The sequence below is a fragment of the Okeania sp. SIO3B5 genome (assembly GCF_010692555.1).
Taxonomy (GTDB): domain Bacteria; phylum Cyanobacteriota; class Cyanobacteriia; order Cyanobacteriales; family Microcoleaceae; genus Okeania.
Window position 1 is genome coordinate 1 of sequence record NZ_JAAHHG010000110.1, and the last position, 25,709, is coordinate 25,709.

Consider the following 25,709-nt stretch of genomic DNA (forward strand, 5'->3'; position numbering starts at 1 on the left):
TTATTAGTTATCAGTTATCAGTTATCAGTTATCAGTTGTAAATTTAGCCATGTCTGAAAATTTAACAACACCAATTGAACTCCTAAGTACTGGGAATATTGTTAGTGCTAGTATCCGAATTTATCGGAGGCTTTAAACCACAATTTTTCGGTAATTATCAATATTATAGCTTTGTCTATGAGTTTATCTATTTTAAAGGTCGTTACTTTTGCTACATTTTTGATTATTTTTGGAGTGCCTTGACAAGAAAATGACTGGCCTCCATACCCATTACCATTGTAAGCAAATAGCTGTCAGCGCTTCCCTGCGGGATGCTACACAAACAGCTATAATCCCCGTTACAAAAATAACTTCTGTACAGGCAGCAAGGGGGAGCTGGGGTCAAAATTCCCTCCTGCCTTCTGCCTTCTGCCTTCTGCCTTTAGCGAGGCTTCTTAAATCCCCGTTACAAAAATAACTTCTGTACAGGCAGCAAGGGGGAGCTGGGGTCAAAATTCCCTTCTGCCTTCTGCCTCCTGCCTTCTGCCTTTAGCGAGGCTTCTTAAATCCCCGTTACAAAAATAACTTCTGTACGGGCAGCAAGGGGGAGCTGGGGTCAAAATTCCCTCCTGCCTTCTGCCTCCTGCCTTCTGCCTTTAGCGAGGCTTCTTATATCATGTCCGGATAATAGCGTGATAAAAAAACCTTTTCCCTTCTAACCTTTTCTTTCCTTCTGCCTCCTGCCTCCAGCATAGCTGCCTTACCTCCTCCAAAGTATAAGTATTCAACCGGACATGATATTAAATCCCCGTTACAAAAATAACTTCTGTACGGGCAGCAAGGGGGAGCTGGGGTCAAAATTCCCTTCTGCCTTCTGCCTCCTGCCTTCTGCCTCCTGTGATAACTTCCCATAACTCTGCTTTTACCTTTTCAACTACTTCTTGCCAATCCCTTGACTGAGACTGACGGAATAATTTCATTGTTGGATACCAAGGGGTATTTTCTACTTCTTGTAACCAACGCCAATCAGCATTAAAACATAATAAAGTCCATACAGGTTTACCTAATGCTCCTGCTAAATGTGCCACGGAAGTATCAACACTTATTACTAAATCTAGTTGATTGATTACTGCTGCTGTATCAGCATAATTATTTAACTGAGAACTCATATCTTCTATCTGAATATTTCTGGAAATATGAGCTAATTCTTTGATAGCTTCTCCTTTTTGGAGACTGTAAAATTTTACTCCTGGAACTTGCAAAATTGGTAAAAAATTAGTTAGCTTGCAAGAACGATTATGATCATTTTTATGAGTAGGACTACCTGCCCAAACGATACCTACTTTGTATTCAGTATCGGAAATATTTATATGGTTACTGTTTGTAGATTTGAGATAGGGAATATTGGCAGGAATAGTTTCTAAAGTTGTGTCAAAAATATAAGGTAAACTCATCAAGGGCACATAGATATCAAACTCTGATAATTGCAGTTCTCCTGGAGGCATTAATTTATCAATTCCTGGAACACTTTTAAAAATAGGAATTAACTCAGACGTACATACAAAAATAATCCGTTGACAGCGTTTTGTCACTAGAGGAATATAGCGGATAAATTGAATAGCATCTCCTGCTCCTTGTTCGGTATGAATTAACAAAGTTTTATCCATAATACCTTCCCCTTTCCATTGAGGATGAGGACATTGAAAGGGAGTAAATTCTGCTGTTTGCCAGCGCCATTCACATTCAGCAAATCCTCGTTTAAATTCTCCATTTTTCAACAATGTCATGCCTAAATTAAAATGTGCTTTGGCAAAATTACCATTCAGATTAATTGCCTCTTCATAATGTTTAATTGCTGCTTCTAATTCACCTTTTTGACTATAAGCATAAGCAAGACTATTGTGAGCCTCCGCATTATCTGGTTCTGTATTAATTACCTGTTGTAAAACATTAATTGCTGCTTCATACTGTTGATTATCTCCTAAAGCTACACCCAAATTATATTTAGCTCTTGTCAAATCTGCTTGTAACTTCAAACATTCTTGATACTCAACGATCGCCTCTACTAATTTACCTTCTTGATAGAACTGATTTCCTTTAGCTAAATGAGTTTCTGCCATAGCTATTTCTGAAGTTGGTTTTACTGTTTCTGCCAAAGCTTCATCAGGTAAAACATAAGAACTAGCAAGTAAATTTTCATTCCATTCAATAATTTCAGGAAAGCGAATATTCGGCAAAACTGCCACAGAAAATATTTCCTGAACTCCTGCTTCAAACCTTAAAAAAGCAATAGTTTCTCCAGTTAAAATATTTACTACCCAGACTCCACAAATTCGTTCTTGAAGTTGAGTAATTGGCATCCCTGTAAATACAGCAGTTTCTCTAACTTGTGATAAACCAATAAATGCTAAATTTCCCCAGAAATCCATACCGCGAGTAAACCCAGGCAACTTAGCAACTGTTTCTAATTTTCTCTGGTTTAAATCAACTTTTGCCAGACTACCATTGCCCGATTCTAATAACCATAATTGTTCCTGATACCATCTAGGAGAATGAGGCATAGATAAACCCCGCATTAATATTTCATTTGTTTCTATATCCATTAATATGCCACCATTAGCTTTATTCTTTCTCCACCCCGCAGCAGTATCAGTTTCTCCTAAAGCTGTGGCATATTTTGGTAGGTCATTTTTTAAACATAATCCATTCAAATGACAGCGGTCTGTTAAGTCATATCCAGTGATAAAAGGAGGTCTCCATCTAGGTACAAAACTATTAGGATGACCGAGAGTACAAAGACAAGAAAAACGAGTATTAATAAACCATAACTCATCCTTTGCCCAAGCCATTTCGTGAATATCAATATCCCCAGTTATATGAATATTTCTGGGTAAATAACAGGCATCATGTTTACCAGCAGGTTCTATTTTTTCTGCCACTGCTGGAACATTGCGAAAATCCCAAATTTGATAAGCAGTTCCCAGGGCAATTTTTTCGTGATTTGCTGCTAACCCCATGGGTTTTTTAAAGGTGCGAAAGTGAGTATTAATTACTCCATTATCGGCACGCAATACAATTAATTTACCTGCTTGATAAGTGGAAACGACTAAGGATATGCCTAACTGGTCTAAAATTTGGGGGAAATTGTTTGTGTGTACACTTCTTAATAAATAATTGTCGGTATTAACAGGAGCATCAGTTTGATTATTCATTTTCAGGTGATCTAAAAGTTAGGGTCAAAATAGGTATAACTATATTAAACAATAAAAATAACTCAGAATCCGGAGTCTTACCAAACTCCAGACGAATTCCTATATAAAATTTGGTGATTTTGTAAGCATTCAGCCGTCAGCTATCAGCTATCAGCTATTGCTTTTAGTTAGTGATAAAAGCTTTCTTAATTGAGAAACGAAAAATCTTACTACAAAAGTCAGTTCCAAAGTCTATATTCATGTAAACCCCTTTCTTCAGCACAGGATCTTATTGCTGATAGCTGATGGCTAATAGCTGAATGCTTACGTGATTTTTAATTTCTAGAACACTTAATACCAAGCGTGAAAAAATAATGCTACAAAAAAAGGCTGCAAATTATATCTAAAAATAACTTCTCCAATCCTAATAATACCAATTTCGATTGTTTTTCCTTTTTTTCCCGATCTGTTTATTACTTCTTCCTTTATTTGTGCTGAAATTCAAAGCAATATCTCTGTTGGAACAGGGTACTATCACAGATTAGCTATAGCTGTTTCAACTTCAAAATGTGCTCCGGAACAGTTTTCTATTTTTGGTGATTTATCGCAACAGGGTACTATCACAGATTAGCTATAGTTGGTTTAACTTAAAAATATGTTCCGGAACAGTTTTCTATTTTTGGTGATTTATCGCAACAGGGTACTATCGCAGATTAGCTATAGCTGTTTCAACTTCAAAATGTGCTCCGGAACAGTTTTCTATTTTTGGTGATTTATCGCAACAGGGTACTATCGCAGATTAGCTATAGCTGTTTCAACTTCAAAATGTGCTCCGGAACAGTTTTCTATTTTTGGTGATTTATCGCAACAGGGTACTATCGCAGATTAGCTATAGCTGTTTCAACTTCAAAATGTGCTCCGGAACAGTTTTCTATTTTTGGTGATTTATCGCAACAGGGTACTATCACAGATTAGCTATAGTTGGTTTAACTTGAAAATGTGCTCCGGAACAGTTTTCTATTTTTGGTGATTTATCGCAACAGGGTACTATCGCAGATTAGCTATAGCTGTTTCAACTTGAAAATGTGCTCCGGAACAGTTTTCTATTTTTGGTGATTTATCGCAACAGGGTACTATCACAGATTAGCTATAGTTGGTTTAACTTGAAAATGTGCTCCGGAACAGTTTTCTATTTTTGGTGATTTATCGCAACAGGGTACTATCACAGATTAGCTATAGTTGGTTTAACTTAAAAATATGTTCCGGAACAGTTTTCGATTTTTGGTTATCTAATTTTAGCTGCTGTTGGTGTTGCAACTATTGGTAGTTTTGCTGTGCCAGAACCTAGAGTTTTGACCTAGTTGACAATTTACGCGCTTTTGCAGTATTATACGATAGTTCTCTCAGACCTGAGAAAATACAGTCGTAACTATCAGGCCAAGAGCTAGAAATATGTACAAGTCAATTCATACAAAACTCAAACTCAATAACAAACAGAAAACCCTGATGGCTCAACACGCAGGTTACACCAGATGGTGTTATAACTGGGGTTTAAGCTTGTGGAATGCTTCTTATAAAGACGGTTATAAACCCAATGCCCGTAAACTGAGAGAGGTTTTTACTAATCATACAAAACCACTAATACCCTGGATGAAAAAATTGTCGTCTAGAGTCTATCAATACGCTTTCATAAACTTAGGAGAAGCATTTAAGAGGTTTTTTCAAGGGTTGGGTAAATATCCAAGATTTAAGAAGAAAGGTAAACATGATTCCTTCACAATAGATAATTGTGGAAAACCAATAGAATTAAATGGATGGAATCACAAGTTACCTTTCATTGGTATTGTCAAAACTTATGAACCCATTGAGGCAACAACTAAAAAAATCACTATTAGCAGACAAGCAGGTGATTGGTATTTGAGCTGTAGCTATGAATTTCATGCCACAACTACACCCAAAAAAACTGATGTAGTTGGTGTAGATTTAGGTGTGAAAACCTTGGCTACACTAAGTGATGGAAAAGTATTTGAAAGTGTGAGATCGTATCAGAGATTTGAAGCTAAGTTATCTCGGCTGCAATACCTAAATCGTCATAAAGAAGTAGGCTCTGCTAACTGGAAAAAGGCACAACTGAAGATAGCTAGGTTGCATAGAAAAGTAGCAAACATCCGTAAAGACGCACTTCATAAACTGACAACATATTTAGCCAAGAACCACGGCAGTGTTGTCATAGAAGATTTGAATGTCAGAGGAATGCTCTCTAACCATAAGCTAGCGAAAATCAGTTAGCAGATAGTGATTTTATGAATTTCGGAGACAGCTTAAATACAAGTGCCAATGGTACGGAAGTGAATTAGTAGTAGTAGATAGATTCTTTCCATCATCAAAGACTTGCAGTAGGTGTGGTTATGTTCAAGATATGCCCTTGCATCTGAGAACTTATGACTGTCCAGAGTGTGGGTTGTCAATAGATAGAGATTTAAACGCCAGTATAAATTTGAGAGATGCGGTCGGCTCGGTCGTGAATGCCTGTGGATGAGTAACCGCCGACGGCCTCACAAGAAGCAGGAAGTAAACATCATATCGTCACGTTATGTGACGCTTTGTATCAGTTTTATAGAGCAGTGATTGAAACTTCTATTTGTGCTGAAATTCAAAGCAATATCTCTTTGGAACAGGGTACTATGGTGGATAAGCTATAGTTGGTTTAATTTCAAAATGTGTTCCGGAACAGTTTTCTATTTTTGGTGATTTAATTTGAGCTGCTGTTGGTATTGTCACTTTATCCAAAGCAAAGGAACTGGATCGCTCATATAACAAGATAACCGAGAAAATTCATAGTCATTACTTTTTTGTGCCTCAGAAAATGCTTCTGGAGTAATTGCAGATAAGTTTACTCCTGCTAGCTTTAACTTTTGAGTCTTCTTTTTATACCCACCATACCAGTCAACAGGTTTAATATGAATCATTACGCTACTCTGCGCTAATTGGGCAGCTTCCTAATTCCCAATCGACAAATAAATCACGAGGATCGCTTTCTCGCAACCACTCAACTAATTTTTTCATATCTTCGATTGAGTAAATACCAATACACCCCGCCGTTCCCGGGGAATAACGACTATTCCAATCAATGTGGATTTCGATGGCGCTTCTATCAGTCTCTTCTGGTCCTACATATTCCAGGGGTATTGTAACAGGCCCGATACCAGAACTCCATATTTGATAGGCATCAAAAACATCGGTATCTCCTGCCCAAACAATGTCATCTACATACCATTGCCCTTCTGGTAAAGGCTCTAATGATCGCGCCCAAGAATCGCAGCCTTTTCTGAAAAATTGTCTTCCTGGCGCGCCAGAGCAGCAGTGAATAGAGTCTACTGGCTCACTATCTTTAACATACTCTAATTTTAGAATATTGCAGCCTGTGTAATCAAGCTTGCCTGTGTTGGTTAGGAGCAAAAAAGTTTTCATTTATCTTTTCCTTATGATTCTTTTTTTTTCGTCGTTGTTGTTTTTTTGGTTATCAGAAGAATCGGTTTCTTCTTGGTGAATATTTCTGTGTATAGAGGCAATTATTTTCATGTAATAATCTGCTGTTCTTTCTCCCTCCATAAACTCTTTTGTGTCCAGCGCTGTTTCGCAGATAGTATCAATCCGGGAGATAGCAACTCTCAATTTTTTTAACTCTGCTTTCTCTACATTTACCTTGTTTAATTCTTCCTTGAGATTTTTAATTGTTTGAGCTTGCCTTTTTGGCATATAAGCAAGCAGAAAGCCTGAAATGATTGAAAAAAGTACTAAAAAAAAAGTCAGGTATTCATTAGCAAAAAGTGGAATTTGTTGGGATGCAATAATCATTCATTCTTCCTCCTGGCAATAAAAAACATTCTTACTTCCAAGATGATTATTGACAATAACCAGCCTATAATAGTGATTTTTGGCGTTACTTGCAGGAAAATTGGATGTATGTCAAAATTCACTAAAGTATAATCAACTCCTAGTTCCAGGAATAGCACACCCAATGAAAATGAATCTTCTTTGGCTCTGTTTGTCAGGAGAATAACTCCTAAACATATCAATCCAATACTAATTAATATGTTGCCTACTATTATAATTTCATTCGCGGCACTCATTCCACCCATGCTTCTATATATACCTTATAATCTTCTGCTAGAACATAGTTGATATATCTTTTTCTTGAATATTTCTTGACTTCTATCTTTGGCGATTCTTGGACCTGCTGCTCAATTTTTGGTAGTTCAATTATTACCGGATAATTAATATCTGGATAAGCAAAAGTAGCTTTATCTACACAGTTTCCAAAGTTTCTCCGGACTAGCAGTCTAGAGCTGATATTAAGATTAATTCCTAGCACCCAAGTGATTTTTAGTGCGCTAAAGTTGCCAACTTGGGTGCTACTTCTTTCCCACTGATTCAGCTTAGGAGTCAAGAATCCTAGGACGTACCAGCTCATTCTGCTGTCACTTCTTCTTCTATTGTTGGTTTTCCTAGCAGAGATTCTAATTCGCCTCCCAGGCAAAAATCTCTGAGACTCTTGTAGTCTAAAGGCTGGAAAATTCCATCTATCTCGAATAGATGAATAGGATCGCATTTTTCTCTCTGGAGTCGCTCCCACCATTGAGGGACATTTGTCATCGAAAATAAAGGGTTGTCAGGAACGATTATTTTCATCAGGCTTCGTAGTCAGTATAGTTTTTCACATGAGTCCAGTCGTCAGGCAAATTCTCAACCTTGGTTGAGTAGAAAGTTGTAGTAGTATCCATTCCGTCAGTTGCGCCTTCTGTTATCACTTTTTTAGCCCTGGGCGGTTTGACGGAATTGCAACCAAGCACTATCTGTGCAAAATCTTCTACGGTGCTAGGTATTTCTATTCCCAACGCAGTCAGACCAGCAGAACCTATCTTTTTGGCTTGAGATTTAGGCATCCACCAGCCCCACTTTAGGGGTTTGCCTTTAGATTCCACCTCGACGCACACCATTATTGCGCCAGTGACATTTGCTGAATAACCGTCTACATTGGTGTCTTGCGCTCTTTTTGAATTAAATGCTGCGGTTTCAGACCTTCTCCACCCTTGAGCGTATGCTTCCTCATAAGCAGTTGTGCTGCAAAGAGTTGTTATTACTGGCGTCGCTTTTCTTCTGACTATTAAAGGGGTAGGCTTACTACTGCTTGTTCCTGCTATAACAGGAGCAGCGTTGCCTTGAATTGCTGTAGCAATAGGGGTTTGCTGTAAAACTGTTATTTCTGCCTGGTCTACTTTTCCCGGAAAAGCATACAGGAATCTTGCTGCTGTGATAGTAGGATGATACAAGTCCACAGCTCTTATATCTGGCGAAGCGTATTTATTGGTTACTCCCATTGTTTTGCCTGTGCTTTTGAATTAGGTGAATAATTGATAATGATTTTGGTCGTTAACCTAGATCAAAGAGGGGACGACATTGACAACAGCTTTAATTGCTCTTCCAGTCAGGCTGTATGCTTTCACTTCTGCTGGCACTATCGTGCCACTTCCAATTGGAAATTCTACTTGAACTATCTGGGAAGTTGGGTTTAATGCTACCGCTCGCACTCGTTCACCTTCCGCTACTGCATTATTTTGCGCCGTCTGCGCCAAAATGAGCGCATCCATGAATCCAAACGACAAAGGCAAGGCATCATCGTCGTCAGCTACCGTCGGGCCTATTGTTATATCCAGTCCCACAGTTGTTAGTGCTGCTTTAAGATCCGCTACCTGAATTTGATTTGGTACCATAAAATGTAATTTTTGATTTTCTTGATGGACTAATTTATTAATAGCATCATCAAAGGCAAATTGAGAGTGTTTTTTCTTGTTTGACTATACTTACAAATATTAATATTTGTAAAAAAAATAAGTAACTCTAAACTCATCCCAGAATCCTGCTATCTACTGGCTGCCTCTGACTTCTGGTAACTAAAACAATTTTTTGACCACTGACAGGCATATCACAATAAGCCACCCACAAAGCAAGGGAGACTTTTCTGAATCTCTGAGGCAATGCGGTTTGCTCTCCCAGGATTTCTACCTCTTCTTTATCATCTGCTTTGTCCGTATTTGGGTTTTCCCCTATTTTTTCCGGGCGGAATTGGTCGCCTTTGATTTGTACATACCGTTTGAAAAAAGATACTGCGCTTTCTTTGTTTAAAAAATTAGACCATGTCCCGTATCCGCGTTTCCAATCCTGATAGCTATACCCTTCTTTTCCTCTCTCAATCTTGAATAATTCAGGTTCTACGAATAAGTTTTTTATCTTTTGAGCAAATTGTCTCAAGTCTTGTATTGATAAAGTTTTGAACCCATATCCATCATCGTATTCCGAATATTCATTTAAAGTGAGTGATATTTCGCTTTTCAATCCTGCTGCTTGGTCGTTTTGTAATTCGGAAACTTGTCTGAATAATAATTTTATTTTGGGATGACCTGATAAATATTTCCTTTCCGAAATTCCTCTACTAGAAACGCAAGATTCAACAGGCGATCGCATATAATCCAGTAACTGCTGCCTAAGTTCGTGGTAAGTCCCGGTAAATAAAATATTCTGCTCTACAGTCCGGTCTGGATAAAATAGAATTTTCTGCTTGCCAAGCTTGGCGACTTCATCCAATGATAATAAGTTGAGTTTTTTAGGTCGGTTCTTACTGTCACGGCCCCAAGGGTTAATTTCGCCAGGTGGTAACTGCTTGGTGGAAGGCAAATCTTTCCTGAATTCCCATGTGAAATCTTCAAACCACTCTTCAAAATCATAATCTCCCAGGAATAACCCGGAAACTTGTCTTTGGATTAATACATTGTTGATATTCTCCAGTAATTTTTCTGGAGGGCACAATAATGTGATTGTATTTTTGGAATCAAATCGCAATTTGTGTGGCTGGCTTCTATCTTGCTGCAATAATTTTCCAAGATTAGTATCTTTTTTGATGTCTACATTTATTCCTCTCTGCTCAAATAAATCTTCTATGATTTTATTTGACCAGCTAGATTTCCCATCACTGGAACCAGATTTTCCGCCACTACTTTTTGAACTTCCACTTTTTTCTTTCTTGGCCATCGAAAAATGAATCAATCATGCGTCTTGTCCAATGATAACTTTTTAAATATAATTGGGGCGATCGCCGGCCAAGTAAATTTAGGGAGCAGTTGTTCAACGGTTGCCTATATTCAACTGTTACTTTAGATAGCGATCGCCGACTAATCAAGTTTAGAAAGATTTGCTCCCTAAAACCGACTGATATTTTTAGGGAGCAATATAAGGCAAATCAGCTTAAATAGCGATGAGCGTCAAGTAAGCAAGCTTAGGAGGAACTGCTCCCTAAGATTTAAAAGTATTTTTAGGGAGCAATACAAAGGAGATTAACTTAAATAACAAGTAGCTGTTCGACGGTTGTCTATACCCTTCAGGAGGCGATCGCCGACCAAGAAAATTTAGGGAGCAGTGGCCAGCAAGTCGTAGCTATTCTTCTTATCCCCACTGCGACCGCAGCTTTGCCAGCTATAATGCCACTTGCAGCTAACCCACCCGCATGAGATGCGACCTCAGAGACTTTACTAATAAAAAAAAATATTCCACCACTACCGAATAATCAAATTTAGAAAGATTTGCTCCCTAAAACCGACTGATATTTTTAGGGAGCAATAGAGGCGAATCAACTTAAATAGCGGTGAGCGTCAAATAAGCAAGCCCAGAAAGAACTGCTCCCTAAAAAATAAAAGTATTTTTAGGGAGCAATATAGACGAAATTAACTTGAACAGTGGCGAGCGTTAACTATGCAATTTTAGGGAGCTGCTCCCTAAAACTTAAAGGTTGATTTGTCAAAAATCTAAAAAACCTCAGCCATTTGACTAAGGTTCTGTGTTGAGGAGGCGGTAGATGAACCCTTGACAATTTTTCCTGGAGTTGCTAGGTTCAAAATACAACTCAACAGGTGAAAAGCTTTTTTATAAGCGGGCCGGGTTGGTGATTGGACCCACCTTCCCTTCCCTAGCCTTTTTAGTTGTCCATACCAACCAAAAGGATAATAGTATGCTAATACAGCAGTCAGCGACGCGTCAACCTCGACGCGCAAATTCTCATCGTTTAAATGTGCCTCAGAAGTTTCCCAAGCCTAAGTTCCAGTTTGGAGATATAGTTCGTACTGACGAGGGAGATGATGGGGAAATTGTCGGTATGATTTTAGTTCGGAGCCAAGAACGGGCTTGGTGGCAGTACCTTTTAGATTTATATATAGACTCCCCTAACTATTGGGATAAACAAGGACATTTGTTGTGTTCAAATTGGGAAGAAGAAGTCAGCCCTTGTCCCGACCATTATGAAGAGTCTCGATTGAGCAAGATTTAATCTTGGGTGGCGATCGCTAACAAGGCAAGATTTAGGGAGATACGCTCCCTAAATTTCAAGATGAGCTTAGGCAGATATATTTTTCACTACTATGGATTTGGCGGTTAGCGATCGCTACTTTTCGCATGAATTTTCCATTCCCATCAACAAAAAATGAATATGAAAAAAAACAAACGGGTAAGGCTTTAGTCGCTATAGTTGTATCGGGCTATATTGAATTTGAAGGCTTAATGTTGCCAAATGGCGATTATGCGATAGCGATTAGTCAAGTTGCAGCGTTGGATTTAATCCCACCAAATCGAAGCTTAAAACAGCTAAAATCGTTGACTGGTATGGCTTTCCAATCCCACCGGAAAGTGCTATCTGAGCTGCACCCTAAAGGAGTCAATGTTATTTCATTGCCAGACTTCGAGCGATTAATATTTGAATTAGCCTTGAAAGGTAATGCAGCGGCACAAGAATTTTGCAGGCAACTAATTGGTCTTTCCCTGGTTCAATTATTTTCTTATGCTTTTGGTAAAAAACTTGAGAAAGATGAAATTCAGCAGTTCCTAAAAGAGCGTCAGGAGGGGAAATTTATACGTCGAACTTTAACCGACGTTGTCAAGAGCTACATTGAGAGTAACCCGCAGTTATCAGATAACGATAAAAAGTGGATATATCCAAACACTTCAGATACTCTCAATAGGTTGCTTTTTGGCAAAAGTGCAAAACAGCTCTGTGAATTATATCAATGTAATAAGGAACAGCTCCGTAATCATTTTGACCGTAAAGATGTAGTCAGGATACGTCGCCTGGAAGAACACGCGATGCATCTTATTGAGACTCAGGATTTCCACCCTGTCGAGGCAATTAAGCAAGCTTTTAAATTTTGGGATGGGGCTAGGACTTAATATTTAACTTGTCCGCTCATATAAAATTTAGGGAGGCAATCTCCCTATCTATCTTTGAACTGACTATTTTCTAAATCTATCCTTGAAACTTCTTTACCTAATTTTTCGAGATATATAGCCATATCTTTTATATTGTTAAATACCTTTAAGATGCCATCTAGCTGTGCATCCTTATCTCGCTGGACGATGAATTTATTCTCACTTTCTTGATTAATGATTGCTTCCGTACAATAACATCCCAGAAAGCCCTTGAATTTGATTTTTGTTTGATTGTTGGTTATTGTTTTTAACTTGCCTGGCACGCAAAGTTTTTTTAACTCTTTACTTATGCGTTTGGTAAAACTTTTGCCCGTGTAACGTTTCATGAGTAAAATTAATTTAGTTATAAAGTCTCAAAATCAATATCTCCTGACAAATACTCATCCGCAGTATAAACAATATTTTCTTCTGTAATACCAACATTCAATGGTAATATTAAACTGGCTGCGAATGTGAACATCCTCTCATTTAAATTAGTGTTTTGAGTTAATGTCAGTGTCATGGGATTAAACTCATTAGTATTAAAAGAAGTTTGCTTCTCATGTCTCAAAGTAAATAATAATAGATTACACAAGCATTCTAGGGATGACTTAGAGTTCCAAGGATAAAATTCTTTCGTAACAAAACTATCTGGAGCCTCGACCAAAAGCCTTTCTACATTTAACTTCCCCGCGATAAAATCTGCCTCAATATTGCTCAGGCTTATGGTTGCTAAAGGGTCTTCTGTTTCATCTGTTTCTATCGTTATTATGACTAGATTGTTCTCCTCTGAAGAAGCCTGATTATGAGTTTTTTGCAACTCTAGTACTCTTTTGCTTAATAACAAAATACTACTTTCTAAAGTAGTAGCAGAGCTAATAACTTCTGGTAGCTGTTCTTGGTTTTTTGTTAGTTTCATTTCTTCATTTATACAAATACTATTTGCTGCCTTCTGCTAGCATCTATTACGCCCGCTCTATCAGTTAAACTTTCTCTAAATTGGTCATAGAATTCCGACGCGCCTTCTCCTAACGCCTCTCGTACCCAATCAGGAACTTTATAAGCATCAGCAATAGTTTTAAAATCCTTCTCCAATTTATCGCTTAGTGTAAATTCCTCCTTGTCGTTCCCCTTCGTAATCCCAGGTACTCCTAATTCTGCCAGCCAATCCCTTCCCATCAATAGCACAGCTTCACTAGCCACATCTTTTGCCAAACTCCATAATTGTGAAGCTATCCCTCCTAGCGATGATTTAATATCTTCAAACACCTCCTCACTCATTGTGAGCGATAATATCCCCAACATCCTTCGGTTAACTTCTAAATAAGTTTTTCCGGTTTGGTCCACTATTACCCTAGCTAAGGATCTTCCCCCTAACCCTGCTAAGTCTTGAGCTACAGTTTTTAGCAATTCCTGTAGTCTCTTTACCGAATCTGCAAAGAATTTATCAGTAGTTCGGTTAAAATCTACTTCCATAGCCTTCTCCGTAAAATTGAAGGCTTTCTCTACAAATTCTTGCCGGGTAAGCGTATAAGTCAGTCCCGACCCCATAAGCAAGCTCCCCATGCTACTAGCAGCTATTTTTGTCCCTGCTGCAATTGCAGCTTTCCCTGCGACAATGCCACCCACTACTAATCCACCGATAGATGCAGCAACCGCAGAAGCCTTAGCGACAAAAGGTGTATCTTCCGAGGTAGCCCAATCCTTGAAAAAATTCCAATTCCCCTTGCTTATATTCTCCCATACGGCACCAGCTCCTCCCACAATATTTTCTAATGTAACTTCCTCCTTCAGGTAGGTAACATTGCTCTCTATAAAGCCACTGACCTTAGAGGCTGTAGATTTTATATAATCTGTCCCCGTATCGATCGTACTTGTGATATTTTTCCACAGTTTGTTTGGGTCCACACCGTTTGCGACAACAGGTTTTTTGGCTTCTTTTTTGGTGTCTTTAGTTGCCATTAACTTCTATGCTTATTACTTCCTCTACAGGATAATTTAATTCACTTAATTTTAACTTTTCGTCTTTTGCTAAATCAGTTCCATATTTGGTCTTCAAGATTTCCTTTAAACTTTTTTTGTCTAAAGTATTTCCAGAATTAATCAATTGTAGATTTAATTCAGCTAAAATTCTAGCTGTTTCTTCTTGAGCTTCTTGCTCAATTATTTGTCCAGCTTCTTTGGGTGATAAATCGGGTGTTTTTTTTGATTCTCCAGAGCCAGAGCCTCCTTTGTCTTTCGGCTTTTTTTTGGGTTTCTTAGCCATAAATATTATTTCTTGACAAACAACTTGCTCCACAAGGACAAGGTTTGTTTCTTGGTATCAAACCCTTTTACATATATAAACCCGGGCTTGTTTATTTCATCTTGAATTGTATCAATGTCATCGCTTTCAACGTTTGGTTTGGAAGTATTTTCGCCTTCATCTTTCTTGCTTTTCTTTCCATTCTTAGGAGATTCTCCAAATCCTTTTTTGATAAATTCAGTAAAATTGAAATTACTTTCGATAGAAGTCTCCTGACCACTTTCAATGCTTTCCTCTTTTGTGCTAATTTCTCTCCATGGAATCCCGATGCCTTTCCTAAGAAGCTTGAGTAATCGATAGTAAAGAATTAAAAGTTTGTGAATGCTAGATGCTTCTCCTGCTAAGTTTACCAGCGAGGTTTGATTTCTCACTGTTTTAGTATATGTTTCTGCGACTAAGTTGCCCATCGCCTCAATGTAATCCCTACTGGAAATAGGCTGAACTGGAATTCTTCCTCCTGGAGTTTTAATATCGAATTTTAGGATCGGAGGGAACCCATGGGTCGTGATGATAGCAATTACTCTAGCAATAATTCCGGTTATTGTTTCCGGTTCTTCTACTTCCTCCTCACTGGCATAGGGGATGAGAAGGGGTAATGGTATTCTAAATTTTTTTTTCAACGTAGGGCCAGCACCACTAAACCTATAAAGCCGATGCTGTAGCTCTAGTCGATAAAGCTCTAGTTCTCTTAGATTTTTTATAACCCTTTTAGGAAAAAGACTAGGGTCTTTTATAAATTTTCCTTCTTCATCTACTGGATCGTCTGTATGACTTTGAACTATAACCGGAAAGCCCGTCCCGGAGCTGTTGTCAGAAATTTCTCCTCCTTGATTGCTAATAGCTGACCCTTCTTCTGTGACTCCTAGTAAGGATGCGATTTTTTCTATCTTGTCACTGCTGCCATTGGATATCATTGCAGCAATTATTAACGATAATTGCGGTTGATTATAGATAGCAATCTCTCCTTTCGCTTCTGGTACCAACCAACTTTTCGGCGCTTTAAAAGGGAAACCATAATCTTCAGATGATGACTGTTTTTTAACCCCATCTGGATATTGTTCGTTGACTTTGAAATTTGCAACTGGAACTCCTAAGTTAAGGGCGATTTGTCTTGTTAACTCGCTGTCTGCTGGAGCATTATTTAAAATCCTCCAAATCTGAAGTTCTAAAAGGGACGAAATAGAAGATTCCCATTCTTGCAAAGTCTCGTTTTTTCCTATTGGGAACTTAGCAGATAAAGTACTATCATTAATCCCTATTTTTCCAGGGAAATTTAATCCCCCAGTTGCCAGCAGGATTAATTTATCTCGTTTGCGGTCGTCTTCTGTATAGCAACACTTTTTGCTCATTTTTTCAAACTTAGGTATATATTGTGGCGGTGGTTTTTTGCTGTGTGATTCTGGAACTCCTTGGGTGAGATTATACATCCCCAATAAATCCAATCTCCAGCTCGTAAAACCGTCATCCCAGGCGGGCTCGTTTTCGGGCTTCCTCAACAGTTCTTGCAAGTCTCCATACCTGCCTGCATTATAGAAATCTGCCATATAGATTGGGATTTTGTTTACGTCCCTTCTCCTGGCCGAGAAAAATCTTGTGATTCCCGTATCAAATATGAAGATTGGCTTTTTACTAAACCTTGCCTTAAAGGTTAAATCTTCAATGCTAAATTTTGTGATAATTGGCTCATCCATTGGTGGGTGGCTTACAAAGTACCATACACCAGCCCCGGAACCAAAATATACATTGCTTTCTGTAGTAAGGTTATTATCTGCAAAATAACTACCGTCTTGAAAAAAATGAGGAACCCCTTGATTAGGCATGAGGACAACACTGTCAAGAATGGCCCATCCTCGAAAGTAGCTCCGTTCAAGCTCAACAGAATAAAACCTAAGATACCCTTCTCCAGTGACAACAGGCTCTGACAGTTGCCTTGTTATTCTATATCCTGTTCCCGCGCCCCTGACCTTGCTCCCATCAGAATTGTATGCAGGATAAGCACTATAGGTTGCATTCCACACGGCAACTCCGATTAGCAGATCATCTGGATCTCCAGGAAAGGATTGGCTGCCTCCAAATTGATCATCTGGAAAGCCAGATATCAATCCTTCTTCGGCCGCTTTATCGTCTAGTATTTCTAGAGGCTTATTCTCCTGTATGTCACAGTTGGGGATTAGTTGAACCTCAGTATGGACGTGAAATCCTCCAACAGAAGACTTTTTAACCAAAACACACCCACTTTTTGCCACTTCCATTGTTGAACCGAATGCACTTACTTCGCCTCCCCCTTCCGCATTATACTCAATCCCCACAGCTCCTAAACCTATGCCAACTGTTCCTCCATTTTCGGTAGTTAGCGTTATTCCTACTCCTCCTATATCAATATCGATTCCAAAAATAGGATGATTTTGTTTGTCCATGTCGATTTTCGCGTTAAGATCTCCAGAAAGCGTATTTTTCAACTTAGGCATTTATCTATGGCAAAAGAAAGAATATCAGAGCCAATCAGTAATAGTTTTTTAAATTCTGTCGGCAGTGCTGGCATCTATAATACAATTATAGATTTTCGGACTGAGAAAAATAAACATGACAGGGTAGCCAATGGTTCTGAATATAATGTAAATTATGTAATTAACCACATATCTGTCAGCTATATCATGCCTTCTCTCGCCCCTAAACCTGACAGAGAGTATAGCCTGGCAAATAGTGATCTACAGCAGATGGTTGATGACATTGAGTATGAACGATTATATAATGATGCTACTTTCAACGAAGACGGCAAACCGTATGCCTCTAAACTGGTTTTAGTCAAAACACGTAGCCACCTTAACCAGATTTTAGGTCATGTGCTTTTATATAATTCATACAAAATCAAGAATAAAGATACTAAGCCTCCCTTTACTAGAGAATATCAGGACTTAATGAGGGCTCTAGGGACTCCTATCATGACTCCTGAACTCGATTTAAGATGTTACTTGACTAGATTTGAAGAAGGAGATGAAGTAATTATTTCTGCCAGCTATACTGGTAATGTCAACTACACCTTTGATACTGGCGTGTTAACACACCATAATTTTTACCCAGATTAATCCCCAAACTCCTTTATATATTAAGATAAACATTATAACAAGGCAAATAATTTGATGGGTGGACTACCTTTAAGGGAAGCTCCTCATTTTTTGGAAGCAATTGATCAATTAAAAAAAGGTATAATTGGAATCCTCGATCAACAAAATTTTCTGATCGAACAATTTTCAGCTACTCAGCAGAATAAAAGTGACGGAATTGATTGCCAGTATACTTTAGCTAATTACCCTCTCCTCCTGGAGGCGGGCACTCCTTATAAAATAGTAGAGATTAAAGATCCTGGAAATTACCAGATTTTAATTTCCAATCCTAATAAATCAAAGGTATTGTTATATCTAGGAGATGAGGGAGGAGAAAATTTCACTGATAGTGCATGGGAGCTTCCTGTCGAGGGGCTTAAAATTGAGGGGAGAGAAAGGACTATTTGGGCTTTGTCTGAAAAACAAGCTCAATTAATCATTACAATTCATTCTGAAAATCCAAGCACAAAGATAGAGGAAGAAGTGCCAATACCATTAAATATTATTGTCGATTGCCCGACAGGAGAAAAATTTAATATCCCCGAAGACTTTGGTGATTATTCGGGATTTCTTTATCTAGAAGAAAAGGGAGATTCTGAATTAGGAATTACAGGGCATAAATTATTCGCTTTTGGTAGCTACGATTTCAACACCGCGTTAGATACTGGCTATGAATTCGAGATAAACATTGATGATGATTTTAGTAGTGTTGTTTATCCTGAAGACGGCAACTTCTTGGAGGTGCATAGCATCAGTTCTAATCTGATAGATAGAGCAAATATATGGTCTCTTCTCGGCTGGCAGGAGACATATAATTTAGAGTACCTGAAATTCTGGAAAGAAACCAATAGTTGGGTTTCTACCGGAAAAAGAATTAATGGGGAAGTCAAATTCAAGAATGCTAGCGATCCGTCAATTTTAACTGATAAACTTTTGCTCAAGCCAAACTTCTTCTCCAGGTATTACCTTATAAAGATTCGCCTTGAAGATAACTACTGGGGTAGCGTTTGGAAAAACGCCGTTTTTTCGTTCGATTCTAAGAGAAATGTCTTTAATGTTTTAGGTTATTGATTATTGATATGAAAATAGCTTTTGTCGGGGATTTCCACGCAAATCATCAATCACTAGAAAAGCATCCAAATATTATAAATATAGGCATTAATGGGATGCCTGTTTGGGATGCTGAATTGAAATTGATATTTGATGAAATTTTATCTCATGAGGATATCGAGAAAATATATTTTAGCTGCGGGCATCCTTTCATGGGGTGTAGAAAAAAAGAAGAAATCCTTTCTTTGAAAGAATTTGAAACTTTAAAGTTTAAGTCTGAAGAGAGAGGCTTCATTCATGGCGCTCCTTACAGGAAAATGTCTGATGAAGAAATTGCCAAAATTACTCAAAAATATCTTATCTATCTAAGATATTATTGTGAATTAGACAAGAGGATAAGGTTGGCCCCAATAGTTATTTTATGGCATGAAATTATTCGGAAAACACCTGGGATGCCTACTCTTTATTCTCAAATAAAAGAGGATTTCAACATCTTAGATGTCTCCGTTTTTCTTGATTCTAAGTTTCAGTTTGAAGGTAGGCGCGGATTTTTGTACAAAAAGGCGATGCAGAAACTTATAGCAGTCTGCTACAATTAAATTACCTTTTCCTTGCGCTAATAGTAGTTCAAACAATGCAGTTTTCGCCTTTAAATCAATCACAAAGCCCAATAATAGAAACTATTGATTGGGAAAATAAGATAATTGATCTACCCCTTGGGGGGACTGAAGAGGTTGTTGCCCAGGAATTGATATTACAATTGCTTCAATCTACGGAAAAACACAGAAAATGGAAGGCGTTCAATGTTGGCCCGGTGAAAATCAAGCTTTCGCACAAATTTCTTCCTGAAGAGGTTATCAAATCTCCTTACTTGTTGTTGCCTGGTCAGGATGTGTGGGGGGACTATGATATTGGTAGAGTTCCTCTGTATGCTTATGCCTGTTCTGAGGAATATCCCGGCAAATTGATTTTAGTTTTTTATACTGTTTGAAAAGTTCAAGCTATTCACAATTTATGAATTTTGCCTCAGCTTACGATGCCGAAAATTCTCGTTTACTAATTCCATCTCCTGGAGTGTACGACCTTAGCTCATTAAAAAAAATAACAGTTGGCGACTGGAAGGAGCCCAAGGTTTTATTCTCAGAAGAAAGGATTGGAATATATTATTTTACGATACAAGTTATTCCAGAGGACAAAGACACTATAGTAAATGGCATCTGGAATATGTCTGCTGAAACCATAAACAAAGATAGTATAGGCTGCCATGGATGGTTCAAGCAGACTAGAGAGTCTGATGTGCCGATTTCCCCTGGAAACTTTCTAACTTGCTTTTGCAATGAAGGCAAATCCGCGCAAATAATTTATATGTTGGCAAAAATGTCTGTTTCTTCTGAGGAGATTTAAATAATGCAGTGGGGAAATCAGTCAACCAGAGATGAACCTTTGTTCGTAGTTCAAAAAACGATAGTTGGCGAGAAAGGAGAGAAAGGAGACAAGGGTGACACCGGTCCTCAAGGATTGAATGGATTACCTGGAGAAAAAGGAGAGAAAGGAGACAAGGGTGACACCGGCCCCAGCGTTGCAGCCGAAGGGGCTTTTGTCCCCATCTTAAGAACTTTGGGGCAAACCATAGAGCCAACTTATGCCTCTAGAAATGGATATTACAAAATAGTTGGCGAGATCTTTCATTATTGGATTGACATAAAACTTGCAAGCAATATCAGTAGCGGTAGCTGGTATGTCATCATATATGGGCTTCCTTTTAAGTCAGCGCAAAACAATATGTATTACGCTGGCGCTGTGCAATCTACCGAAAAATTGATAGGGGTGACAGGTCAATTGATCGTAGTGAATCCAGGTGACGCAGACTATTTGGAGCTTAGAGAGATCAATAATGGAGATTATAAATATCCCAATCACGCGATATTCCAAGAAAATTCGCGCATACAGTTATCAGGAAGCTATCCCATTTGATTGTTTTACATAGATTATGTCTAGTACTGTCTCAAAAACTTTCACTCAAAATCTCGGAGAACTTGAAGATTTAATTCATGCTTCTCCTGCTTTAATATTAGAATTGTATGGCGATGCGCCATCACAAGGGAAAAACGCGACTTTATTCACTCAAGACCCTGATGGATGGGCTTATGAAGAAGGTCGCATCTACGCAACTCGTTATCACGAGTACAATAGTTCCTTTTGCTCCAATGAGTATATCAATCTTCCAGGCGAAAGATTTACCTGCACGCCCTCCAAGTGGCTGCTTCTGGGACTTACCCCAGACAACCTGGCGACTATGTGGTACGCAACAGTAATAGGGCTTTTGAACCGCTATTCGTACAAAGGGCGGACATTGCACCATAACAAGCCAGCTCTAGACGAGGACTATCAGTATAACGATCTGAGTAAAGCCGTCCCATCTGAATTTAAGTTTCAAATTTCAACAGATGGTTTGTCTGTTGAAGCTTATATTGACAATGTTTTTATTGTTGCGTTTGAACACACGCCAGGCACGAGGCTATATTTCTACGGGACTGGAGTTGGGGCTGACTTAGAAGTCCGAAATTTACAAGTGCATAAGTTTGGCACATAGTTTTTTATACATTTAATTGAGGTTGAGCAATGAGAGAAGCATTTTATCCGCAACAGTTCACCGCGACAACTACAATCACCACCACGGGAGAAATTACAATTCCCGGCGTGACCGGGAAGCTGGATGAAGTTATTAGCAAGCTAGGTGATCTAGATCAAAGTATTAAAAATATAGAGTCAGGCAATCTTGATACCACAGCTATTGAGACTGAATTGCAGTCAATGGGCTTGAAGTTAGATCAAAAAATTGCCTATTTGACTGGCATTAAAGATAGCAGGCAAGCTGCTATCCAGGCCGCAATAACTGATGGCTCTGAAGCCTATACGGAGGTTGTCTCCGAACTGGTGACTGTGATGAAGAGAGTGGAGGTAAGCTTAAATGATGATTTGAGTACTCTCATACAAGGTGACGCAAATAACCTCCAACAATTGATTAATATAGGATCTGAATTGGACGGCATCAAGACAGGCGTAGATGGGCTAGTCACCGAATTCAACGAAAGCCAGGCAAAGCAGGATGCTCAAAGACAGGCAACTGAGGCAGGTAATCAATTACTTGCAAACATCGCTGCCAGGAAGGAAGGTTCACCAGTTTCCGTTGTAATCGATAGAAAGAAGGGAAGTCAAATAGATGTAAAAATTCCAGGTGGATTTTATTTTGGCGAAGCCAAACCTATCGGCCTCATTTCTTTGCCAAAAGTAAATGAGGATAAAACTGTAACTCCTGGAATGCCAATAGAAAATGATAATGGCGAGATAATACCTCACCTAACGGCAACAAACGTTAGCAGAGGGACTACTACTGATTATCCTGCTGATTGGAAATGGAGTATTGGGAGAGGAGATCCTACAGATAGTTATGGCGAACAAAATCTATGCTTCAAAAGCCCGGATGGCTCTCCAATCGATCAAAGATATGCGATCGATGTTTATTATTTGAAAGGCGAGGAGCAAGATCTGACTGTCACTGTTTCTTCTGGCTCTAACGATGAGGAGGAACCAGCCCCATTACCTGGGGATGATACCACTATACCTATTTAACTTTTAGTTAATTTTATGCCAACCTTGTTGGCATATACGGCGTGGTCGAGCAAGTGGTTAACTCGCTAGAGATTGATTCTAGAGACGCTGGTTCAAATCCAGCCTGCGCCATTCCTAAAGTCAAGTTTTCTGTGATCATTTAAGTAGTTGCAAAAAAAAGTTTGTTGAAGATGTTGACAAGTGATTGCGTATTAGTTATTGTAAAAATGTCACACACAACAACGGACTGCATACAATGATTAGATTAAGCAAAACTTTCGCATTCAACCCAGATCAAGTGTCTTTTCTCTATATAGCAAGATATAACCAACCAGCCACAGCAGGAGACACGCTAGAATCTTGGGAAAAGTTTATCCAACACAAAGATAGAGAGGTCGAGGGACGATACATAGAAGAACTAGACGATCCTGAAGGGTGTGATTGCTACATTCAATTAGGAATTGGAAATCAGATCTTCAAATTTTGGCTACCAGAAGAGAAGGCTCAAAAATTAGAGGCAAAGCTGCAAATAGAAGAACTGTAATCAAAAAAAAGTGCCTGCAATCTACGACGGGGACTTTTTTTTGCTACATGGGCTGACTTCATCTCGGACCGCACTTTCGACAACGTCAGCAAAGGTAATCTTCTGAAGGCCGTAAGCTGTTCCAGAACTTGCGATGTGTTTCTAAGGAGAAGCTTGATTTGATTAATCTAATCCAATTATGCAGTCGCAAGTCTAGGAACAATAATTTCAATCTTGATTTTGCCCAATATGCATGAAGTATCATGTGTAGCCAATCAGGCACTAGCTTTTTTTCTACAGTCTTCTCTACATGATTGCAGACTAAGCAGCTAGTATATCGGATATACCAGCCAAAGTACCAAAAGCTGATAACTTTGTGAGACATTTTTTCCTCACAGTTGGGGCAGTAATCTATACTTGCTTTCATGGTGTTTTTACATTTTTTGAAAAGTTATACAATCTTATGGAGAAAATTTTATACCGCTGGACTTTGAGAGGCCCAGACGAGTCATATAAGAAGCCTAAAAGATGGACGCCTAAAGATAATCTATTTGCCTACAAACCTCCCAGGAAAATTAACCGAACAACAATTAAGAGAATTAGGTTTCGCTTCTAGAATATATAATTTTAAATCATAGCTGTACAGCGAGCTGTTCAGTGGAGACTGTACAGTATAATAAGATACTGGAAAATCACTAAATCAAGAAAAAAAAGGTTTACTTTAAACTTGTGTAGAAAAAATAATATTAATTAAAGTAGTTATTTCTTGATTTTAATTTTGATAGCTTCCTCAAAAGTTTAATCCTCCCAAAAAGCTCAAAACCCTGGTCATGTGGCCAGGGTTTTCTGATGAGGGGCGCTTAACTGACCCTTGACAATTTCTCCTGGAGTTGCCAGGTTCAAATTACAACTCAACAGGTGACAAGCTTTTTACAAGCGGAAAGGGTCGGTGATTAGAGCCACCTTCCCTTCCCTAGCCTTTTTAGTTGAACCAACCAACCAAAAGGATAATAGTATGCTAATACAGCAGACAGTAACACGTCAAGAGCGACGTGTCAATTCTCATCGTTTAAATTTACCCCAGAAGTTTCCCAAGCCCAAGTTCCAGTTTGGAGACATAGTCCGCACTGACGAGGGAGATAGTGGGGAAATTGTCGGCATGATTTTATTTCGGAGCCAGGAGCGGGCTTGGTGGAAATATCAACTAGATTTGTACATTGATTCCCCTAATTATTGGGATAAACAAGGACATTTGTTATGCTCGGACTGGGAAGAAGAAGTCAGCCCTTGTCCGGATTGCTATGAAGAGTTTCGATTGACAGAACTTTGATTTTAGGTAGCGATCGCTCATAAGACAAAATTTAGGGAGCAAATCTCCCTAAATTTTAGGGTGAGATTAGGTAGATATATTTTTCATTAATATGGATTTAGTGGTTAGCGATCGCTACTTTCGCACTGCAAGTTTTTCTATTCCCAACAATAAAAATAGTTATGAACAAAAAACAAACAGGTAAGGCTCTAGTCGCTGTAGTCACATTGGGCCATATTGAATTTGAAGGCTTGATGTTGTCAAATGGCGATTATGCGATAGCGGTTAGTCAGTTAGATGCTTTAGGTTTAGTTCGCCAGAATCAAGCTTCTAGAGACGTAAAAACCTTACTAGGCAAGGAGTTCAAGTTCGACAAAACTAGCTCAGAGTTGAACAGAAAACCTGTCAATATAATCTCCCTACTAGATTTTGAGAAGCTATTAGCCAAGCTTGATAGGAAAGGTAACAAATCTGCACAGGATTTAAGGGATGACTTAGTGGGAGTCACCTTGACTCAATTATTCTCTGAGGCTTTTGGGCAAAAGTTTGAGAAGGATGAAACCCAGCAGTTCCTAAAAGAGCGTCAAGAAGGGAGGTTTATACGGCGGACGTTAACCGATGTTGTCAAGAGTTATATCGAGAATAACCCGCAGCTATCAGATAACGATAAAAAGTGGATGTATCCAAACACTTCAGATACTGTCAACAGATTACTGTTTGGTAAAAGTGCAAAACAACTTTGCGAGTTTTATGGGTGCGAGAAAGAGCAGCTACGCAATCATTTTGACCGTAAAGATATAGTCAGAATTCGTCGTTTGGAAGAATATGCAATGCGCCTTATCGATACTCAGAATGTCCATCCTATTGAGGTAGTTAAGAAGGCTTTTGAGTTTTGGGATGGGGCTAGGGTTTGATACGTAGATTATTTGTCTGGCTTGATTGTTGACAAGTTGACATACTCTCCGGCCTAAAGGCGCGGAGATTCTCCTGAAGCCAGGATTCTTGGTTCACTGAGTCCACTTAAACTAATTACCTTGCGATACTTAGCCCAGAGATGATTCTCTCCCCAAGCGTTTGCTCTATTCCAAGAGCCTGTTCCCGTATGCCCTACGGTACAGTTCAAACCTTGAAAAAATTTGGTTCTCTGGTACTTGATGCTTAGAGCTTTTCCATGCACAAGCATTCCTGTGCAAAACCCCATAACTCTAGTTTTCAAGGTGCAAACGCTACAGTTAAGTAGCTATAGGTTTTTAGAGCGGTTGAATACCTTTCCGCTGTTTCCATAATAACATAAAGTCCCCCTAAAAGGGGGAGGCTTTAAACCCAATTTTTCGGTAAATATTTTTTT

At 38.8% G+C, this 25,709-nt stretch carries 29 protein-coding genes, 1 tRNA gene and 1 pseudogene; 15 read left to right on the forward strand and 16 right to left on the reverse strand.

The window, feature by feature from the left end; translation table 11 throughout:
* Positions 1-833 precede the first annotated feature (833 nt).
* Entirely contained in the window at positions 834-3,191 is a 2,358-nt protein-coding gene (locus F6K54_RS16535; RefSeq protein WP_293079323.1) for a TIGR03032 family protein, read from the reverse strand.
* A 1,431-nt stretch (positions 3,192-4,622) separates the two neighbouring features.
* Between F6K54_RS16535 and F6K54_RS16540 the strand changes: the two are divergent.
* Positions 4,623-5,709: pseudogene (locus tag F6K54_RS16540) on the forward strand (RNA-guided endonuclease InsQ/TnpB family protein).
* Positions 5,710-5,947: 238 nt separating this feature from the next.
* On the opposite strand, the gene F6K54_RS16545 reads toward F6K54_RS16540, so the two are convergent.
* From F6K54_RS16545 to F6K54_RS16585, 9 genes are all read right to left on the reverse strand, one after another.
* Complete coding sequence (locus F6K54_RS16545) at positions 5,948-6,139, reverse strand: hypothetical protein (RefSeq protein WP_293079325.1); 192 nt, start codon at positions 6,137-6,139, stop codon at positions 5,948-5,950.
* A gap of 4 nt (positions 6,140-6,143) precedes the next feature.
* Entirely contained in the window at positions 6,144-6,641 is a 498-nt protein-coding gene (locus tag F6K54_RS16550; RefSeq protein ID WP_293079327.1) for a L,D-transpeptidase family protein, read from the reverse strand.
* Positions 6,642-7,028, reverse strand: coding sequence for a hypothetical protein (locus F6K54_RS16555; protein WP_293079329.1), 387 nt, complete (start codon positions 7,026-7,028; stop codon positions 6,642-6,644). It abuts the gene before it with no gap.
* Positions 7,025-7,303, reverse strand: coding sequence for a hypothetical protein (locus tag F6K54_RS16560; protein WP_293079331.1), 279 nt, complete (start codon positions 7,301-7,303; stop codon positions 7,025-7,027). The genes F6K54_RS16555 and F6K54_RS16560 overlap by 4 nt, the downstream gene beginning before the upstream one ends.
* On the reverse strand, positions 7,300-7,644 hold the full coding sequence (locus F6K54_RS16565; protein WP_293079333.1) for a hypothetical protein: 345 nt from the start codon (positions 7,642-7,644) through the stop codon (positions 7,300-7,302). The genes F6K54_RS16560 and F6K54_RS16565 overlap by 4 nt, the downstream gene beginning before the upstream one ends.
* Positions 7,641-7,862, reverse strand: coding sequence for a hypothetical protein (locus F6K54_RS16570; RefSeq protein WP_293079335.1), 222 nt, complete (start codon positions 7,860-7,862; stop codon positions 7,641-7,643). The genes F6K54_RS16565 and F6K54_RS16570 overlap by 4 nt, the downstream gene beginning before the upstream one ends.
* Positions 7,862-8,551, reverse strand: coding sequence for a hypothetical protein (locus F6K54_RS16575; protein ID WP_293079337.1), 690 nt, complete (start codon positions 8,549-8,551; stop codon positions 7,862-7,864). The genes F6K54_RS16570 and F6K54_RS16575 overlap by 1 nt, the downstream gene beginning before the upstream one ends.
* 57 nt (positions 8,552-8,608) lie before the next feature.
* A complete protein-coding gene (locus F6K54_RS16580; protein WP_293079339.1) occupies positions 8,609-8,944 on the reverse strand; it encodes a hypothetical protein in 336 nt (111 codons plus the stop codon).
* A 133-nt stretch (positions 8,945-9,077) separates the two neighbouring features.
* On the reverse strand, positions 9,078-10,259 hold the full coding sequence (locus F6K54_RS16585) for a hypothetical protein (RefSeq protein WP_293079341.1): 1,182 nt from the start codon (positions 10,257-10,259) through the stop codon (positions 9,078-9,080).
* Positions 10,260-11,232: 973 nt separating this feature from the next.
* Here F6K54_RS16585 and F6K54_RS16590 point away from each other — a divergent pair.
* Both F6K54_RS16590 and F6K54_RS16595 read left to right on the forward strand, forming a co-directional pair.
* On the forward strand, positions 11,233-11,547 hold the full coding sequence (locus F6K54_RS16590) for a hypothetical protein (RefSeq protein ID WP_293079343.1): 315 nt from the start codon (positions 11,233-11,235) through the stop codon (positions 11,545-11,547).
* Between the two features lie 125 nt (positions 11,548-11,672).
* Complete coding sequence (locus F6K54_RS16595; protein WP_293079345.1) at positions 11,673-12,440, forward strand: hypothetical protein; 768 nt, start codon at positions 11,673-11,675, stop codon at positions 12,438-12,440.
* Between the two features lie 44 nt (positions 12,441-12,484).
* Here F6K54_RS16595 and F6K54_RS16600 read toward each other — a convergent pair whose 3' ends face one another.
* The 5 genes from F6K54_RS16600 to F6K54_RS16620 are packed head-to-tail and all read right to left on the reverse strand — an operon-like array spanning position 12,485 to position 17,231.
* Positions 12,485-12,805, reverse strand: coding sequence for a hypothetical protein (locus F6K54_RS16600; RefSeq protein ID WP_293079347.1), 321 nt, complete (start codon positions 12,803-12,805; stop codon positions 12,485-12,487).
* A gap of 17 nt (positions 12,806-12,822) precedes the next feature.
* The gene (locus tag F6K54_RS16605; protein WP_293079349.1) at positions 12,823-13,377 is read right to left on the reverse strand and encodes a hypothetical protein; all 555 of its coding nucleotides are present in this window, start codon (positions 13,375-13,377) and stop codon (positions 12,823-12,825) included.
* Positions 13,378-13,385: 8 nt separating this feature from the next.
* Positions 13,386-14,420: a hypothetical protein gene (locus tag F6K54_RS16610; protein ID WP_293079351.1), complete on the reverse strand. Its 1,035-nt coding sequence runs from the start codon at positions 14,418-14,420 to the stop codon at positions 13,386-13,388.
* Positions 14,410-14,724 (reverse strand): hypothetical protein, encoded by a 315-nt coding sequence (locus tag F6K54_RS16615; protein ID WP_293079353.1) that lies wholly within the window; start codon positions 14,722-14,724, stop codon positions 14,410-14,412. The genes F6K54_RS16610 and F6K54_RS16615 overlap by 11 nt, the downstream gene beginning before the upstream one ends.
* 5 nt (positions 14,725-14,729) lie before the next feature.
* A complete protein-coding gene (locus tag F6K54_RS16620; RefSeq protein WP_293079355.1) occupies positions 14,730-17,231 on the reverse strand; it encodes a hypothetical protein in 2,502 nt (833 codons plus the stop codon).
* Positions 17,232-17,237: 6 nt separating this feature from the next.
* Between F6K54_RS16620 and F6K54_RS16625 the strand changes: the two genes are divergently transcribed.
* The 10 genes from F6K54_RS16625 (at position 17,238) to F6K54_RS16670 (ending at position 23,073) form a co-directional block, all read left to right on the forward strand.
* Positions 17,238-17,849, forward strand: a complete 612-nt coding sequence (locus F6K54_RS16625; RefSeq protein WP_293079357.1) for a hypothetical protein — start codon at positions 17,238-17,240, stop codon at positions 17,847-17,849.
* A gap of 54 nt (positions 17,850-17,903) precedes the next feature.
* A complete protein-coding gene (locus tag F6K54_RS16630; protein ID WP_293079359.1) occupies positions 17,904-18,938 on the forward strand; it encodes a hypothetical protein in 1,035 nt (344 codons plus the stop codon).
* Between the two features lie 8 nt (positions 18,939-18,946).
* Entirely contained in the window at positions 18,947-19,516 is a 570-nt protein-coding gene (locus F6K54_RS16635; RefSeq protein ID WP_293079361.1) for a hypothetical protein, read from the forward strand.
* 35 nt (positions 19,517-19,551) lie between these two features.
* Complete coding sequence (locus tag F6K54_RS16640) at positions 19,552-19,908, forward strand: hypothetical protein (RefSeq protein ID WP_293079363.1); 357 nt, start codon at positions 19,552-19,554, stop codon at positions 19,906-19,908.
* Between the two features lie 23 nt (positions 19,909-19,931).
* Positions 19,932-20,321: a hypothetical protein gene (locus F6K54_RS16645; protein WP_293079365.1), complete on the forward strand. Its 390-nt coding sequence runs from the start codon at positions 19,932-19,934 to the stop codon at positions 20,319-20,321.
* A gap of 3 nt (positions 20,322-20,324) precedes the next feature.
* On the forward strand, positions 20,325-20,891 hold the full coding sequence (locus F6K54_RS16650) for a hypothetical protein (RefSeq protein WP_293079367.1): 567 nt from the start codon (positions 20,325-20,327) through the stop codon (positions 20,889-20,891).
* Between the two features lie 16 nt (positions 20,892-20,907).
* Positions 20,908-21,510, forward strand: coding sequence for a hypothetical protein (locus F6K54_RS16655; protein ID WP_293079369.1), 603 nt, complete (start codon positions 20,908-20,910; stop codon positions 21,508-21,510).
* A 29-nt stretch (positions 21,511-21,539) separates the two neighbouring features.
* On the forward strand, positions 21,540-22,550 hold the full coding sequence (locus F6K54_RS16660) for a hypothetical protein (protein WP_293079371.1): 1,011 nt from the start codon (positions 21,540-21,542) through the stop codon (positions 22,548-22,550).
* A gap of 38 nt (positions 22,551-22,588) precedes the next feature.
* A tRNA-Gln gene (locus F6K54_RS16665) sits at positions 22,589-22,661 on the forward strand.
* 124 nt (positions 22,662-22,785) lie between these two features.
* Positions 22,786-23,073, forward strand: a complete 288-nt coding sequence (locus tag F6K54_RS16670; RefSeq protein ID WP_293079373.1) for a hypothetical protein — start codon at positions 22,786-22,788, stop codon at positions 23,071-23,073.
* Between the two features lie 85 nt (positions 23,074-23,158).
* Here F6K54_RS16670 and F6K54_RS16675 read toward each other — a convergent pair whose 3' ends face one another.
* Positions 23,159-23,479, reverse strand: a complete 321-nt coding sequence (locus F6K54_RS16675; protein ID WP_293079375.1) for a hypothetical protein — start codon at positions 23,477-23,479, stop codon at positions 23,159-23,161.
* 588 nt (positions 23,480-24,067) lie between these two features.
* On the opposite strand from F6K54_RS16675, the gene F6K54_RS16680 reads away from it, so the two are divergent.
* Together F6K54_RS16680 and F6K54_RS16685 are read left to right on the forward strand one after the other, a co-directional pair.
* On the forward strand, positions 24,068-24,382 hold the full coding sequence (locus tag F6K54_RS16680) for a hypothetical protein (RefSeq protein ID WP_293079377.1): 315 nt from the start codon (positions 24,068-24,070) through the stop codon (positions 24,380-24,382).
* Positions 24,383-24,543: 161 nt separating this feature from the next.
* Complete coding sequence (locus F6K54_RS16685) at positions 24,544-25,275, forward strand: hypothetical protein (RefSeq protein ID WP_293079379.1); 732 nt, start codon at positions 24,544-24,546, stop codon at positions 25,273-25,275.
* Positions 25,276-25,709 lie beyond the last annotated feature (434 nt).

Coding starts and splice junctions, on each gene's coding strand:
- F6K54_RS16570 (WP_293079335.1), bottom strand. CDS start 7,862: ATGAAAATAATCGTTCCTGACAACCCTTTATTTTCGATGACAAATGTC.
- F6K54_RS16685 (WP_293079379.1), top strand. CDS start 24,544: ATGAACAAAAAACAAACAGGTAAGGCTCTAGTCGCTGTAGTCACATTG.
- F6K54_RS16545 (WP_293079325.1), bottom strand. CDS start 6,139: ATGATTCATATTAAACCTGTTGACTGGTATGGTGGGTATAAAAAGAAG.
- F6K54_RS16550 (WP_293079327.1), bottom strand. CDS start 6,641: ATGAAAACTTTTTTGCTCCTAACCAACACAGGCAAGCTTGATTACACA.
- F6K54_RS16650 (WP_293079367.1), top strand. CDS start 20,325: ATGCAGTGGGGAAATCAGTCAACCAGAGATGAACCTTTGTTCGTAGTT.
- F6K54_RS16680 (WP_293079377.1), top strand. CDS start 24,068: ATGCTAATACAGCAGACAGTAACACGTCAAGAGCGACGTGTCAATTCT.
- F6K54_RS16575 (WP_293079337.1), bottom strand. CDS start 8,551: ATGGGAGTAACCAATAAATACGCTTCGCCAGATATAAGAGCTGTGGAC.
- F6K54_RS16565 (WP_293079333.1), bottom strand. CDS start 7,644: ATGAGCTGGTACGTCCTAGGATTCTTGACTCCTAAGCTGAATCAGTGG.
- F6K54_RS16560 (WP_293079331.1), bottom strand. CDS start 7,303: ATGAGTGCCGCGAATGAAATTATAATAGTAGGCAACATATTAATTAGT.
- F6K54_RS16675 (WP_293079375.1), bottom strand. CDS start 23,479: ATGAAAGCAAGTATAGATTACTGCCCCAACTGTGAGGAAAAAATGTCT.
- F6K54_RS16630 (WP_293079359.1), top strand. CDS start 17,904: ATGGGTGGACTACCTTTAAGGGAAGCTCCTCATTTTTTGGAAGCAATT.
- F6K54_RS16635 (WP_293079361.1), top strand. CDS start 18,947: ATGAAAATAGCTTTTGTCGGGGATTTCCACGCAAATCATCAATCACTA.
- F6K54_RS16655 (WP_293079369.1), top strand. CDS start 20,908: ATGTCTAGTACTGTCTCAAAAACTTTCACTCAAAATCTCGGAGAACTT.
- F6K54_RS16610 (WP_293079351.1), bottom strand. CDS start 14,420: ATGGCAACTAAAGACACCAAAAAAGAAGCCAAAAAACCTGTTGTCGCA.
- F6K54_RS16670 (WP_293079373.1), top strand. CDS start 22,786: ATGATTAGATTAAGCAAAACTTTCGCATTCAACCCAGATCAAGTGTCT.
- F6K54_RS16590 (WP_293079343.1), top strand. CDS start 11,233: ATGCTAATACAGCAGTCAGCGACGCGTCAACCTCGACGCGCAAATTCT.
- F6K54_RS16645 (WP_293079365.1), top strand. CDS start 19,932: ATGAATTTTGCCTCAGCTTACGATGCCGAAAATTCTCGTTTACTAATT.
- F6K54_RS16580 (WP_293079339.1), bottom strand. CDS start 8,944: ATGGTACCAAATCAAATTCAGGTAGCGGATCTTAAAGCAGCACTAACA.
- F6K54_RS16585 (WP_293079341.1), bottom strand. CDS start 10,259: ATGGCCAAGAAAGAAAAAAGTGGAAGTTCAAAAAGTAGTGGCGGAAAA.
- F6K54_RS16555 (WP_293079329.1), bottom strand. CDS start 7,028: ATGATTATTGCATCCCAACAAATTCCACTTTTTGCTAATGAATACCTG.
- F6K54_RS16605 (WP_293079349.1), bottom strand. CDS start 13,377: ATGAAACTAACAAAAAACCAAGAACAGCTACCAGAAGTTATTAGCTCT.
- F6K54_RS16625 (WP_293079357.1), top strand. CDS start 17,238: ATGGCAAAAGAAAGAATATCAGAGCCAATCAGTAATAGTTTTTTAAAT.
- F6K54_RS16595 (WP_293079345.1), top strand. CDS start 11,673: ATGAATTTTCCATTCCCATCAACAAAAAATGAATATGAAAAAAAACAA.
- F6K54_RS16615 (WP_293079353.1), bottom strand. CDS start 14,724: ATGGCTAAGAAACCCAAAAAAAAGCCGAAAGACAAAGGAGGCTCTGGC.
- F6K54_RS16640 (WP_293079363.1), top strand. CDS start 19,552: ATGCAGTTTTCGCCTTTAAATCAATCACAAAGCCCAATAATAGAAACT.
- F6K54_RS16600 (WP_293079347.1), bottom strand. CDS start 12,805: ATGAAACGTTACACGGGCAAAAGTTTTACCAAACGCATAAGTAAAGAG.
- F6K54_RS16660 (WP_293079371.1), top strand. CDS start 21,540: ATGAGAGAAGCATTTTATCCGCAACAGTTCACCGCGACAACTACAATC.
- F6K54_RS16620 (WP_293079355.1), bottom strand. CDS start 17,231: ATGCCTAAGTTGAAAAATACGCTTTCTGGAGATCTTAACGCGAAAATC.
- F6K54_RS16535 (WP_293079323.1), bottom strand. CDS start 3,191: ATGAATAATCAAACTGATGCTCCTGTTAATACCGACAATTATTTATTA.